We start from the raw sequence: 13,447 nt of genomic DNA, 5'->3' as shown, positions 1-13,447 counted from the left end.
CCGATGGCGAACGCGCAAACGCACCTCATCGTCTTCGCCAATGAAAAGGGCGGAACCGGCAAGTCGACGACCGCCGTCCACACGGCGATCGCGCTGACCGCGCTCGGCCATAGCGTCGGCCTGATCGATCTCGACCCGCGCCAGCGCACCGTCACCCGCTATATGGAAAACCGCGCCGAAACCGCGCGCCGCCGCGGCATCGATCTGTCGGCGCCCGACTTTGCGGTGTTTCAGGGCGACAATGTCGCCGCGCTCGACGAACAGGCGGCGGCGGTTGCGGAGGGCAAGGATTTCCTGATCGTCGACACGCCCGGCCGCGACGATGATTTCGCCCGGCATATGGCGGCCCGCGCCAACACGCTGGTCACGCCGATGAACGACAGTTTCGTCGACTTCGACCTGATCGGCCAGGTCGATGCCGAAACCTTCCGGGTGCGCCGCCTGTCCTTCTATTCCGAACTCATCTTCGAAGCGCGCAAGTCGCGGGCCAAGGCCGATGGCGTGTCGATCGACTGGGTGGTGCTGCGCAACCGCGTCCAGCATCATGATGCCCGCAACAAGAAGCGCGTCGGCGATGCGCTGATGGAATTGTCGCGCCGGGTCGGCTTCCGCGTCATTCCCGGATTGTCGGAGCGCGTCATCTTCCGCGAACTCTTCCCCTCGGGCCTGACCCTGCTCGACAAGGGACATCTGGGCGACCTGGGCATCAGCCACATCGCCGCGCGCCAGGAACTGCGCGAGATGGTGGCCGGATTGGCCTTGCCGACCGGCGATCATGCCGCGTCCGTGGACATGCTCGGCGCCGCCTGATGGGGCTGATCGCGCTGGTGCTGATCGGCCTGGCGGGCTGGCTCATCTGGACCGGGAGATTGCAGCGCATGTCGACCAAGGATGGCATGGCATTGGGGGCGGCGCTGGTCGGCGCAGTGCTGGCGGCCAAGGGCAAGCCGGCGCTCGGCGCGCCGATCCTGCTGGGCGCGGCCCTTTTCTTCGCGTCGCAGGGCAAGGCGAAGAAGGGCGCTAACCGCGCCAGACGCAAGGCTGCGCCGCCGGTGCAGACTGACAGGGCCGACGTGGAGGGCGCGCGCGCCCTGCTCGGCCTGTCGTCGGACGCCCGCGCAACCGATATCCGCGCCGCGCATCGCCGCCTCATCGCCTCGGTCCATCCCGACAAGGGTGGAACCGAAGCGCTGGCGGCCCAGATCAATGCCGCGCGCGACCTGCTGCTTGCCGACCTTGCCGAGCGGGATCGTCCGTCCGCCGGCTGATTGCCCCAGAAAGGACTATATGGCCCACCGCTTCCACCCGACCCTGCTGCGCGAATATGATATGCGCGGCGTTGTCGGCCCGATGCTCGGGGAAGCGGACGGCTATGCGCTGGGGCGCAGCTTCGCGACCTGGGTGCGGCGCGCCGGCGGATCAGCGGTCGCGGTCGGCTATGACGGGCGGCTGAGTTCGCCCATGCTGGAGGGGGCGCTGGTGCGCGGCCTCACCGACAGCGGCGTCGATGTGCTGCGCGTTGGCCTGGGGCCCACGCCGATGCTCTATTATGCCGAGGCCGAACTGGACGTGGCGGGCGCTATCCAGGTGACCGGCAGCCATAATCCCGCAGATCAGAATGGTTTCAAGCTGGTCCTGGATCATGCGCCCTTTCATGGCGAGGCGATCCAGCAGCTCGGCGCCATGGCGGCGGCCGGCGACTGGCTGACGGGCGAAGGCCGGGTGCGCGATGTCGATATCATGCCGGCCTATGTCGAACGGCTGGTGCGCGATTTCGACGGCGCCGCCTGGCGGATCGGCTGGGACGCGGGAAATGGCGCCGCAGGACCGGTCGTGGAGAAGCTGGTGCAACTCCTGCCGGGTGAGCATCATCTGCTCTTCACCAATGTAGACGGCAATTTTCCCAACCATCATCCTGATCCCACCGAAGAAGCGAATCTGGCCGATCTTCGTTCCCTTGTCCTCTCCAGGAAGCTCGATTTCGGCGTGGCTTTCGATGGCGATGGCGACCGGATCGGCGTGGTCGACGGCCTCGGCCGGATCATCTGGGGTGACCAGCTGCTCGGCCTGTTCGCGCAGGTGGTGCTGAAGGATCGGCCCGGCGCCCCGATCGTCGCGGATGTGAAGGCCAGCCAGGCCCTGTTCGACGAGATTGAACGGTTGGGCGGTGAGCCGGTGCTGTGGAAGACCGGGCACAGCCATATCAAGTCCAAAATGAAGCAGATTGGCAGTCCGCTGGGCGGCGAGATGACCGGCCACATCATGTTTGCCGACGATTTTTACGGTTTTGATGATGGACTCTATGCCGCCGTTCGCCTGATCCGCGCCGCGGCCCGGTTGCGCCGCACCGTCACCGACCTGCGCGGCGACATGGCCGAAATGGTCAACACGCCGGAAATCCGCATCGCCGTGCCCGAAGACCGCAAGTTCGCGATCATCGAGGAACTGCGCGACCGCCTGATTGCATCCGGCACAATCGTGGAATCGATCGATGGCGCCCGCGTCCGCACCATCGATGGCTGGTGGCTGCTGCGCGCGTCCAACACCCAGAATGCGCTGACCGCACGGGCGGAGGCATCGGATGCCGCGGGATTGGCGCGTCTTCTGGCCGAAATCGAATCCCATTTGCGTGATTCGGGCATCGATCAGCGATTGCAAGCAGCAAAATAGCCTGCCGCAACGCGAAAAATTGATATCGCTATCATTATTTCATGCGGGATTTCCCTTAGGGAAACATGGCCTTGTGACACCGGTTGCATGAAATGCAATCGCGCCATCATGTTTCGCATTTGCGACGAATGCCGCCTGGCCGCAAAAGGAACTCGCCTTTCAGGCATCCTCTCCTAAAACTTCATAGCCGTCCCTCGGGGCGGCTTTTTTTTTGACCTGTGATGTTCGCGCAACAACGACATAGTTGCCGTAGCGTCCAGCCGCTTGAAATCAGGGGTGATGGACGAAAAATCGCGGAATTCCGTCATTCCCGCCTGTAGAAATCGTCGGAATAGCTGTTATGCGCATGGTTCCATAAGTCGCATGAGGCGTTTAAGCGCCCGCACCAAATGGCCAAATGAGTTTTTAGCAGAGGAAACGCCATGTCCCTTCGCCGTCGCATTCTTCCCACCATCCTGCTGACCGGCGCGATCGTCGCACCGATGCCGGCGCTGGCCGGTGGCTTCTATCTTCAGGAACAGTCGCCGGTGGAAACCGGCCGCGCCATGGCTGGCGGCGCCGCTGCAGGTGACGATCCCTCGACCATCTATTTCAACCCCGCCGCCATGACCCAGCTGTCGGGCGTCCAGGTTTCGGCCGGCGTCAACGCGCTGATGGCTTCCGCCCACCAGACCAACCGTGGCAGCTACCGCTCGATCCCCGGTTCGACCGCCCGCGTGCCGGTCACCGGCAATGACGGTGGCCAGCCGTTCGAAAGCGTCATCCCGGTCCCCAATTTCTACGCCTCGGCGCAGGTCACCGACCGGCTGTGGCTGGGCCTCGGCGTCAACGCGCCCTTCGGCCTGAAGCTGGAATATGATGACGGTTTCTTCGGTCGCTATGACTCGATCTACACCGATCTCAAGACCTACAACATCCAGCCGTCGGCCGCGTTCAAGCTGAACGACAATTTCTCGATCGGCGGCGGCGTCGACGTGCAATATGTGAAGGCGAACCTGACCAACGCGCTGCCGCAGGTGTCGCCGCTGGTCACCACCGACGGCTTCACCAAGCTGAAGGGTGATGACTGGACCGTCGGCTGGAACGCCGGCCTGTTCTACACCAACGGCACCACCAATGTCGGCGTCCACTATCGGTCGGGCATCAACCACAAGCTCAAAGGCACCCAGACCATTTCCGGTCTGGTGACGCCGCTCAGCGCCGCCAATGGCGAGTTCGATGCCTCGGCACCGCTGGACCTGCCCGATATCGTCACCGTGTCCTTCATGCACAAGCTGACGCCGAACCTGCGCGCGATGATCACCGGCAAATGGTATGGCTGGTCCAGCTTCAAGGGGATCGCGGTCACCTCGGCCACCGGCACCACCAACAAGGAACTGGATTACAAGGACAGCTACAGCGTCAGCCTGGGCGGCGAATATGATTTCAGCCCCGCCTTCACGTTGCGCGCTGGCACCATGTTCGACCGTTCGCCGACCAATCCGCAGCATCTGACCACCCGCGTGCCCGATGGCGACCGCGTGTGGCTGACCGGCGGCGCGACCTGGAATATCTCGCCGGCCTTCGCGCTGAACGTCGCCTACGCCCATACCTGGGTGGAAAAGGCGAACATCATCCGCCCCGACAGCTATTACCCGTCGCCGGCCACCGTCACCGCCACGACCCTGGCACAGACCAGCGGCAATGCGGACCAGGTTGCCGCATCGCTGACCGCGCGCTTCTAAAAAGCCGCTTTAATGCTTATAGGGGGCTCCAGAGATCTGGAGCCCCTTTTCATGTCCGAACATAATCCCGGCCTGCGCCCCTGGCGCGACATTGCCCGACGGCAGTCGCGGCAGATCATGGTCGGCAACGTCCCCGTGGGCGGCGGCGCGCCGGTCACGGTGCAGACCATGACCAACACGCTGACCCATGACGTCAAGGCGACGATCGATCAGATCCGTCGCTGCGAGGATGCCGGCGTCGACATCATCCGCGTGTCCTGCCCCGACGAGGAATCGACCGCGGCGCTGAAACAGATCGTCCGCGCCGCACGCGTGCCGATCGTCGGCGACATCCATTTCCACTATAAGCGCGCGCTGGAAGCCGCCGATGCCGGTGCTGCCTGCCTGCGCATCAATCCCGGCAATATCGGTTCGGCCGCGCGGGTGAAGGAAGTGGTGGACGCCGCCAAGGCCAATAATTGCTCGATCCGCATCGGCGTCAACGCCGGCAGCCTGGAACGCGACCTGCTCGAAAAATATGGCGAGCCTTGCCCGGAAGCGCTGGTCGAAAGCGCACTCGACCATATCAAGCTGCTGCAGGACCAGGATTTCCACGAATATAAGGTCGCCGTGAAGGCGAGCGACGTGTTCCTGGCGGTCGCGGCCTATATGCAGCTGGCCGATGCGGTCGATTGCCCGCTGCATCTGGGCATCACCGAAGCCGGCGGCCTGATCGGCGGCACGGTCAAGAGCGCGATCGGCATCGGCAACCTGCTCTGGGCCGGCATTGGCGACACGATCCGCGTCTCGCTCTCGGCCGAACCGGAAGAGGAAGTGCGGGTCGGCTATGAGATGCTCAAGACGCTCGGCATCCGCACCCGCGGCGTCAAGGTCATCTCCTGCCCCAGCTGCGCACGGCAGGGCTTCGACGTGATCCGTACCGTCCAGGCGCTGGAAGAACGGTTGCAGCATATCAACACGCCGCTCTCGCTCTCGGTGCTGGGCTGCGTCGTCAACGGTCCGGGCGAAGCGCGTGAGACCGATATCGGCCTGACCGGCGGCGGCAATGGCAAGCACATGGTCTATCTGTCGGGCGTCACCGATCACACGATCCAGGACGCCGACATGGTCGACCATATCGTCAGGCTGGTCGAGGCCAAGGCGGCCGAGATCGAGGCGGCGGCGAGCGACGCGGGACAGGTCCAGGCAGCCGAATGACGGACAGCGCCGACCGGTCCGCCATCGCCCATGGCGCAAGCGCCACGGGTGCGCAGGCGGTCGGCGCGTCCGTCCTTGGGACATTGGCCCTGGGCGCGATCGCATTGGGGGCAATAGCGGTTGGCGCCTTGGCCATCGGTCGGCTGCGCATCGGCAAGGCGCAGATTACCCGGCTTCATATCGACGAATTGCATATCGGCAGGATCGTCGGCCCCGGTCGCGATTGATCCCGTTATCCATCGATGGATCGTCCGCTTTCTTCTCCCCGCAGCCCGTCCGTGCTGCTGCCCTTCCTCATCTGCTGCCTTGGCGTCGCGCTCTTTTCGGTGATGGACGCGGCGATGAAGGGGCTCAGCCTCTCGATCGGCCTTTATAACGCGCTGCTCTGGCGCGCGATTACCGGCAGCCTGCTGGGGCTGGTGCTGATGCTCGCCACCCGCCAGCGCTGGCCCAACCGCTCCGTGCTGCGCCTGCATCTGCTGCGCGGTGTGGTGGTCGCGCTGATGGCCAGCTTCTTCTTCTGGGCGATCATGCGTCTGCCGCTCGCCGAAGCCATCGCCCTCTCCTTCATCGCGCCGCTGATCGCGCTCTATTTGGCAGCGCTGCTGCTCAAGGAACGGATCGGTCGGCAGGCGATCGGCGCCTCGCTGCTTGGTCTGGTCGGGGTGGGCATCATCCTGTCGGGGCGGATGCGCGGCGACTATGATGGCGACGCGCTGATGGGCGCCGGCGCGGTGCTGCTCTCGGCGATGCTGTTCGCCTGGAACCTGATCCTCCAGCGCCAGCAGGCCCAGCTTGCCTCGCCGATCGAGGTCGCCTTCTTCCAGCATCTGGTCATGCTGGGCGTGTTCGCGATCGGCGCGCCGGCCTGGGCGATCGTACCGACCGGAACGGCGGTGCCGCTGGTGCTGTTGGCTGCCGTTCTGGCCTTCACCTCTCTCGCCGCGCTCGCCTGGGCCTATGCGCGTGCAGAGGCCCAGCGGCTGATCCCGGTCGAATATACCGCCTTCGTCTGGGCCGCGATCTTCGGCTGGCTGGCCTTTGGCGAGCAGCTGACGCTCACCACTCTTGCCGGTGCCTTGTTGATCGTCGCCGGCTGCCTTATCGCCGCGCGCACGAAACGGGCGGATATCGCCCATGTGGAAGCGGGAGCGGCATGAGCAAGGTCATCATCAGGGACGCGCAATCGACGGATATCGATGCGATCGCAAATTTCATCCTGGCGCTCGCCGACTATGAGAAGCTGGCCCATGAAGTGAAGGCGGACCGCGAGACGCTGGCCCGCTATCTGTTCGGACCCCGGCCGATGGCGGAAGTGCTGATCGCCGAGCATGATGGCGCGCCGATCGGCTTTGCCCTCTTCTTCCACAATTTCTCGACCTTCGAGGGGCGTCCCGGCCTCTATCTGGAGGATCTGTTCGTCCTGCCCGAAGCGCGGGGCCTCGGCGCCGGCAAGGCGTTGCTCGCCCGCCTCGCCCGATTGGCGATCGCGCGCGACTGCGCCCGGCTCGAATGGTCGGTGCTGGACTGGAATGCGCCGGCCATCGCCTTCTACCGGGCGATCGGCGCCCGGCCGATGGACGAGTGGACCGTGCAGCGCGTCGATGGCGACGCGCTCAGCGTCCTCGCATCGCATCCTGCAGGCTGACACCCAGCAGCACGATCGCAAAGCTGCTCAGGGCAATCACGACAAAGGCGGGATAGAAAGAGGCGAACATGACGACATCTCCTTTCGCCGCCCATTTTGCGCCTGCGCCCCAGGCCCGCGACATACGCAATGTTGCGGATGGGGCGGGACGAGCCGATGGGCCGCAGGCTTGACGAGGACTCCTGGCTCGGCGCATTGTGCCGGAACGGAACATTTGGGGGACATTTGACCATGGCTGTCAGCCGCGGAGCCAAGCGCGCGCCGGAATGGCGCGAAATGCTCAAGCGCAGCATCGTGCGCAGCGGCGCGCTGATCGGGGCGATCTCGCTGTTTCTGGCGACCCTGTTCCTGGCGCTGGCGCTGCTGAGCTATCAGCCCAGCGACCCGTCGATGAACACGGTGGCGGGCGATCATGTTGCCAATATCATGCGCGCGCCCGGCGCCATGGTGGCCGACATGCTGCTGTTGCTGTTCGGCGTACCGATAGCGCTGCTGCTGCCGCTGATGGGGATTACTGCCCGTCGCTTGTGGGGCGATCATGAAATCATCGGATGGAAGGCGCAGTTCGGCAAATGCCTGGTCGGCATTATCCTGATCGGCATCGCTCTGGCCCTGTTCCAGCCCGATCCGCTGGTCGGCCTGCCCTCCGGCTGGGGCGGCATGATCGGCCTTGTCACCGCCAAGGGGGTGATGAGCCTGACCGCCCAGGCGCCGGCTGCGCAGGGCTGGATCATCGGCATATTGGTGGTCCTGACCATGCTGACCGGCCTGTTCGTCTGGTATCGCAGCCTGGCGCTGGAAAAGCCGATCTTCACCATCCGCCGCCCGACCCTGCCCCGGCTCAGCCTGCCGCGCCCCTCGCTCGCCTTTGCGGGACAGGGAGGAGCGGTCGATCTGGGCGAGGATGATGACGGCCCGGTCGAACGGGTGATCGCGCCGCGCAAGCAGGTGTCGAACGAGCCCAAGCCGCCGATTACCATCCAGGCGCCCAAGCCCGCCCCGGTGCAGCGCTCGACCGCGCCGGTGTCGCAGGATGATCTGTTCGGCCACAGCTCGCTGCCGTCGGCCGACCTGCTCAACCCCATCCCCGCCAATCAGGGCCAGAAGATCGACAAGGCGGCGCTGGAACGCAACGCCCGCCTGCTGGAGAGCGTTCTCGACGACTTCCATGTGAAAGGCAATATCGTCGAGGTTCGCCCCGGTCCCGTCGTCACCATGTATGAGCTGGAGCCGGCACCGGGCATCAAGGCGAGCCGCGTGATCGCGCTGGCCGACGATATCGCCCGCAACATGTCGGCGCTGTCGGCGCGCGTCGCCACCATTCCCGGCCGCACCGTCATCGGCATCGAGCTGCCCAACACCAATCGCGAGGGCGTGTCCTTCCGCGAACTCATCACCAGCGAGCAGTTCGGTGCGGAAGCGACCCTGCCGATCATCCTGGGCAAGAATATCTCGGGTGAGCCGATCATCGCCGATCTGGCGCCGATGCCGCATCTGCTGATCGCGGGTACCACCGGTTCGGGTAAGTCGGTCGGCCTCAACGCCATGATCCTGTCGCTGCTCTACCGCATGACGCCGGACCAGCTGCGCCTGATCATGATCGATCCCAAGATGCTGGAACTGTCGACCTATGACGACATCCCGCATCTGCTCGCCCCGGTCGTGACCGAGCCGAGCAAGGCGATCCGCGCGCTCAAATGGGCGGTGGAGCAGATGGAGGATCGCTATCGTATGATGGCGTCGATCTCGGTCCGCAACCTCGCCAATTACAACGAGAAGGTTCGCGCCGCGAAGGCCAAGGGCAAGCCGCTCGGCCGCCGTGTCCAGACCGGTTATGACCCCGAGAGCGGCAAGCCGATCTATGAGGAAGAGCAGCTGGATTTCCAACCGCTGCCACAGATCGTGGTGGTGGTCGACGAGCTGGCCGACCTGATGATGACGGCGGGCAAGGAAGTCGAATTCCTGATCCAGCGTCTGGCGCAGAAGGCGCGTGCTGCAGGCATCCACCTGATCCTCGCGACCCAGCGGCCTTCGGTCGACGTCATCACCGGCGTCATCAAGGCGAACCTGCCGACCCGTATCAGCTTCTTCGTGACCAGCAAGATCGATAGCCGCACCATCCTGGGCGAACAAGGCGCCGAACAGCTGCTGGGCAAGGGCGACATGCTCTACATGCATGGCGGCAAGGGCCTGATGCGCGTCCATGGTCCTTTCGTTTCGGACGATGAAGTGCGCGTGGTCGCCGATCATTGGCGCGCGCAGGGATCGCCCGATTATATCCAGGCGGTCACGGAAGAACCCGAAGAAGGCAGCTTCGCGCTCGACGGCGTTGACCTGGGCGATGACAGCCCGGACGCGCAGCTGTTCCGCAAGGCCTGCCAGCTGGTGTTCGAGAATCAGAAGGCCTCCACCAGCTGGCTGCAGCGCCAGCTGCGAGTCGGCTACAACAGCGCCGCACGCCTGATCGAACGGATGGAGGAAGAAGGGCTGGTCGGCCCGCCCAACCATGTCGGCCGCCGCGAAGTGCTGCGTGACGAGAATGGAAATCCGCTCTGACGTTACGAAATGCCTGATTTTCTTGGGCGATTGCGTTCCGTGCAACCATGCTTGCGGCCTTCGCATTTGTCGGAGCATAGGCTTTGAGCCATTAGGAACAGGCCTTTCAGGCATCCTCTCCTAAAAACTTTTCAGGCTGGTCTTCGGATCAGCCTTTTTTTTATCTGCGAATCGGTCTAGGCAGGCGTCGCTGCTGCCGCGCCGATAAACATAATTGGAGCGGTGCCGCCGGTAAGACCGGCATGGCGAGGCGGGAGCACGGGGGATCGAGCCAGCCATTTCACGGCCGCTCTCCCCCGTCTGGTCTTTCCGATCGATCCTTTCCCTTCGATGGAACAGCAAGGTTCACAGCGGGTTCAAGCCCCACCTCCTATGCCCCCTTTTCCGAACAACCCGGAGATGATTGCATGAAGCGCATCCTCGCGCCTGTCGCCCTGTCCCTCGCCACCGCGCTGGTTGCGGTGCCGGCGGGCTATGCCCTTGCCCAGCAGGCGGCACCGTCCGACCTCAATCAGGTCAACGCCTATATCCGCGCCGTCACCACCCTGACCGCCGATTTCAGCCAGACCGACCGCAATGGCCAGGTGCTGACCGGCAAGCTGACCCTGAAGCAGCCGGGCAAGATCCGCTTCCAATATGAAAAGGGCGTGCCGCTGCTGATCGTGGGTGATGGCAAGGCGCTGACCCTGATCGACTATGAGGTGCGCCAGGTGCAGCGCTGGCCGATCGGCAATTCGCCGCTGGCCGCGCTGATCGACCCGACCAAGGATCTGTCGAAATTCGGCACCGTCGTGCCCACCGGCGACCCGACCGTGCTGAGCGTGCAGGCGAAAGACCCCAAGCGGCCCGAATTCGGCACCATCACCATGATCTTCAAGCGCAAGCCTGCGTCGCCGGCCGGGCTGGAGCTGTATGGCTGGGTCGCGCTCGACGCGCAGAATAATCGCACGGCGGTGCGTCTGTCGAACCAGCAATATGGCGTGCCGGTTGCTGATTCCGCCTTCCGCTGGACCGATCCGCGTCCGCGCGGCCGTCCGAACGGCTAGGGCGGGCCGCAGGAACGATGGGCTGAAAACTTTCTGCCATCGTTCATCTGCCGCTCATATCGGATCGCCTAGATAGAGATCACGGCGAGAGACGCAGACCGGGATTTCCCCCCTGTTACCCGGCACACCGCTCCCGTCGCAAAGCGCTTCAAGGGCGCGATCGAGACCCCCGTTCCACGCCCCCGGAGCGGGGGTCTTACTTTGTCCGGCGCTTGCGCGCGGGCGCGCGGCACCCTAGGTGCTTTTCATGGCCGATACCCTTTCGATTGCATCCTGGAACATCAACAGCGTCCGCGCCCGGATCGACATCGTCGAACGCTTCCTGACCGAAGAAGCGCCCGACATTCTCTGCCTGCAGGAAACCAAGGTGGTGAACGAGATTTTCCCCACCGACATGTTCAAGCGCCTGGGCTATGTCCATCAGGTGCTGAACGGTCAGCGCATGCATCATGGTGTTGCGATCATGAGCAAGGTGCCGATCCATGAGGATGACCGGTTTGACTGGCAGGCCAATGGCGAAGCCCGCCATGTCGGCATCCGCCTCGACAATGGTGTGCGGATCGAGAATGTCTATGTTCCCGCCGGCGGCGATGTCGCCGACCGCACGGTCAATCCCAAATTCGGCCAGAAGCTCGACTTTATCGAGCGGATGATCGAATGGTCCGGCGCGCTCGACAACAAGCCGACCATCCTGACCGGCGACTTCAACATCGCGCCGCTGGAATGCGACGTCTGGAGCCACAAGCAGCTGCTCGACGTGGTCAGCCATACGCCTCAAGAATGCGAACTGCTGGGCCGGTTGCAGGCGTCGAACGACTGGGTCGATATCGGCCGCCATTTCCACCCTGCCCCGGCGCGTCTCTACACCTGGTGGAGCTATCGCGCGAAGGATTGGGCGGCGTCGGATCGCGGCCGTCGCCTCGACCATATGTGGATGACCAAGGATATCGCCAACAAGGCGGTCGCTCACCGTGTCGTCGAACCCGCGCGCAGCTGGGAAAAGCCGTCCGATCATATCCCGATCATCACCGAGTTCGCCTTCTGATGAACGGGCGGGACGCTGCCCGCGCCATCGATGCGCTGCGTCGCGGCTGGGCGATCCGCCTGACCGCGCCCGATGGCGCGATCCGGCTGATGGCGATCGAGGGTGCGGATGCGGTGACGCTGGCCGATTTCGATCCGCAGGGGCAGGCCGATATCCTGATTTCTGCCGCCCGCGCCGAGACGCTGAAGCTCGCCAACCAGCTGGCGGCGGCCGATCCCGACCTGCCGGTACTGATCGAACGAGCGCCGTGGATCGACGCGGATGTCGCGACCTCGATTTCCGATCCGGTGCTGGACCTCGCCTCGCCGCTCAAGGGGCCGTTCCGTGCGCGGGCCTTGCCGGCGCCCCAGGCGGCCAAGGCCGCCCTGCGCCTGGCCCGGCTGGCCGGTATCCTGCCCGCCTATTTCCTGCTCGAAGGCGACGGCCCGGTCGAGGCGGACGTCAGCGCCGATGATGTCGGCGATTATGACGATGCCATCCACCTCGCCATCGCGACCCGTGCCCGCCTGCCGGTATCGGCAAGCGAGAGCGCGGAGATCATCGCCTTCCGCAGCCCCGACGAGCCGCGCGAACATGTCGCGCTGGTGGTCGGCAAGCGCGATGCATCGCCCCCGGTCATCCGCATCCACAGCGAATGCCTGACCGGTGACGTGTTCGGCAGCCTGAAATGCGATTGCGGCCCGCAATTGCATCAGGCGCTGCATCAGATCGCCGATGCGCAATGGGGCGTGCTGCTCTACCTGCGTCAGGAGGGCCGGGGTATCGGCCTCGTCAACAAGCTGCGCGCCTATGCGCTGCAGGATCAGGGCTTCGACACGGTCGACGCCAATGTGCGGCTGGGCTTCGCGATCGACGCGCGCGACTTCTCGGTCGCGGCGCGGATGCTCGACCTGCTCGGCATTGGCGGGGTGCGGCTGCTCACCAACAATCCGCAGAAGGTGGCCGGGTTGCAGGCGGCAGGGATCGAGGTGGTCGAACGATTGCCGATCATCCTGCCGGCCAACCCGCACAATGAACGCTATCTCGCCACCAAGCGCGACCGGACCGGCCACCAGCTATGAGCGTCATCCATGTCGATGTCGCCACCGGGCGACTGCGCTTCGGCGATCTCGACATGGCCTGCACCATCGGCCGCAGCGGCGCCTGCGCGGCCGCCGAAAAGCGCGAAGGCGATGGCTGCACCCCCTTGGGCAATTGGCCGATCCGTGCGGTGCTGCTGCGCCCCGGCAAGGTCTCCACCACCGGCATCGCCCTGCCCTGGCGCTGGATCCATGCGGGGGATGGTTGGTCGGACGATCCGGCCGATCCCGCCTATAACCGTCCCGTGCGCCTGCCCCGGCCCTTCTCGACCGAAAGCCTGCAGCGCAGCGACGATGCCTATGACGTGATCGTCATCCTGGGCCATAATGATGCGCCGCCGGTGCCGGGCATGGGCAGCGCTATCTTCTTCCATCTGTCCGAAGGACGTCCGACCGCCGGCTGCGTCGCGGTCGACCGCGACGACATGCTGCGCCTGTTGCCATTGCTGTCACCCGGCGACGTCATGACCATTGCCTGAGTA

General features: G+C 64.7%; 13 protein-coding genes. All 13 read left to right on the top strand.

The genetic code is table 11. From position 1 onward, the window contains the following. Positions 1-3 precede the first annotated feature (3 nt). The 13 genes from N6H05_RS04250 to N6H05_RS04190 all read left to right on the top strand — a co-directional run bounded on the left by N6H05_RS04250 (position 4) and on the right by N6H05_RS04190 (position 13,444). Positions 4-810, top strand: a complete 807-nt coding sequence (locus N6H05_RS04250; protein ID WP_004209209.1) for a division plane positioning ATPase MipZ — start codon at positions 4-6, stop codon at positions 808-810. Further along, positions 810-1,268: a J domain-containing protein gene (locus N6H05_RS04245; protein WP_284112835.1), complete on the top strand. Its 459-nt coding sequence runs from the start codon at positions 810-812 to the stop codon at positions 1,266-1,268. The genes N6H05_RS04250 and N6H05_RS04245 overlap by 1 nt, the downstream gene beginning before the upstream one ends. A gap of 19 nt (positions 1,269-1,287) precedes the next feature. Continuing rightward, positions 1,288-2,670, top strand: a complete 1,383-nt coding sequence (gene pgmG / locus N6H05_RS04240; RefSeq protein ID WP_284112834.1) for a phosphoglucomutase/phosphomannomutase PgmG — start codon at positions 1,288-1,290, stop codon at positions 2,668-2,670. A gap of 422 nt (positions 2,671-3,092) precedes the next feature. Continuing rightward, the gene (locus tag N6H05_RS04235; protein WP_284112833.1) at positions 3,093-4,394 is read left to right on the top strand and encodes an OmpP1/FadL family transporter; all 1,302 of its coding nucleotides are present in this window, start codon (positions 3,093-3,095) and stop codon (positions 4,392-4,394) included. Between the two features lie 51 nt (positions 4,395-4,445). Beyond that, positions 4,446-5,591 (top strand): flavodoxin-dependent (E)-4-hydroxy-3-methylbut-2-enyl-diphosphate synthase, encoded by a 1,146-nt coding sequence (ispG, locus tag N6H05_RS04230; protein WP_284112832.1) that lies wholly within the window; start codon positions 4,446-4,448, stop codon positions 5,589-5,591. Beyond that, positions 5,588-5,818: a hypothetical protein gene (locus tag N6H05_RS04225; protein ID WP_284112831.1), complete on the top strand. Its 231-nt coding sequence runs from the start codon at positions 5,588-5,590 to the stop codon at positions 5,816-5,818. The genes ispG and N6H05_RS04225 overlap by 4 nt, the downstream gene beginning before the upstream one ends. A gap of 15 nt (positions 5,819-5,833) precedes the next feature. Continuing rightward, on the top strand, positions 5,834-6,751 hold the full coding sequence (locus N6H05_RS04220; protein ID WP_284112830.1) for a DMT family transporter: 918 nt from the start codon (positions 5,834-5,836) through the stop codon (positions 6,749-6,751). After that, entirely contained in the window at positions 6,748-7,239 is a 492-nt protein-coding gene (locus tag N6H05_RS04215; protein ID WP_284112828.1) for a GNAT family N-acetyltransferase, read from the top strand. The genes N6H05_RS04220 and N6H05_RS04215 overlap by 4 nt, the downstream gene beginning before the upstream one ends. Before the next feature lie 231 nt (positions 7,240-7,470). Further along, complete coding sequence (locus N6H05_RS04210) at positions 7,471-9,795, top strand: FtsK/SpoIIIE family DNA translocase (RefSeq protein WP_284112827.1); 2,325 nt, start codon at positions 7,471-7,473, stop codon at positions 9,793-9,795. 407 nt (positions 9,796-10,202) lie between these two features. Further along, the gene (locus N6H05_RS04205; RefSeq protein ID WP_004209221.1) at positions 10,203-10,841 is read left to right on the top strand and encodes a LolA family protein; all 639 of its coding nucleotides are present in this window, start codon (positions 10,203-10,205) and stop codon (positions 10,839-10,841) included. Positions 10,842-11,088: 247 nt separating this feature from the next. Then, positions 11,089-11,886 carry an exodeoxyribonuclease III gene (gene xth, locus N6H05_RS04200; RefSeq protein ID WP_284112826.1) on the top strand — a complete coding sequence of 266 codons (798 nt, stop codon included), beginning with the start codon at positions 11,089-11,091 and terminating at the stop codon, positions 11,884-11,886. Beyond that, on the top strand, positions 11,886-12,947 hold the full coding sequence (gene ribA, locus N6H05_RS04195; RefSeq protein WP_284112825.1) for a GTP cyclohydrolase II: 1,062 nt from the start codon (positions 11,886-11,888) through the stop codon (positions 12,945-12,947). The genes xth and ribA overlap by 1 nt, the downstream gene beginning before the upstream one ends. Continuing rightward, on the top strand, positions 12,944-13,444 hold the full coding sequence (locus tag N6H05_RS04190) for a L,D-transpeptidase family protein (RefSeq protein WP_284112824.1): 501 nt from the start codon (positions 12,944-12,946) through the stop codon (positions 13,442-13,444). The genes ribA and N6H05_RS04190 overlap by 4 nt, the downstream gene beginning before the upstream one ends. The last annotated feature ends 3 nt before the right edge of the window (positions 13,445-13,447 follow it).

Origin of the sequence: Sphingobium sp. WTD-1, from assembly GCF_030128825.1 — a bacterium.
In the GTDB taxonomy this organism is placed as follows: Bacteria; Pseudomonadota; Alphaproteobacteria; order Sphingomonadales; family Sphingomonadaceae; genus Sphingobium.
This window is presented reverse-complemented; position numbering and strand designations above follow the sequence as displayed.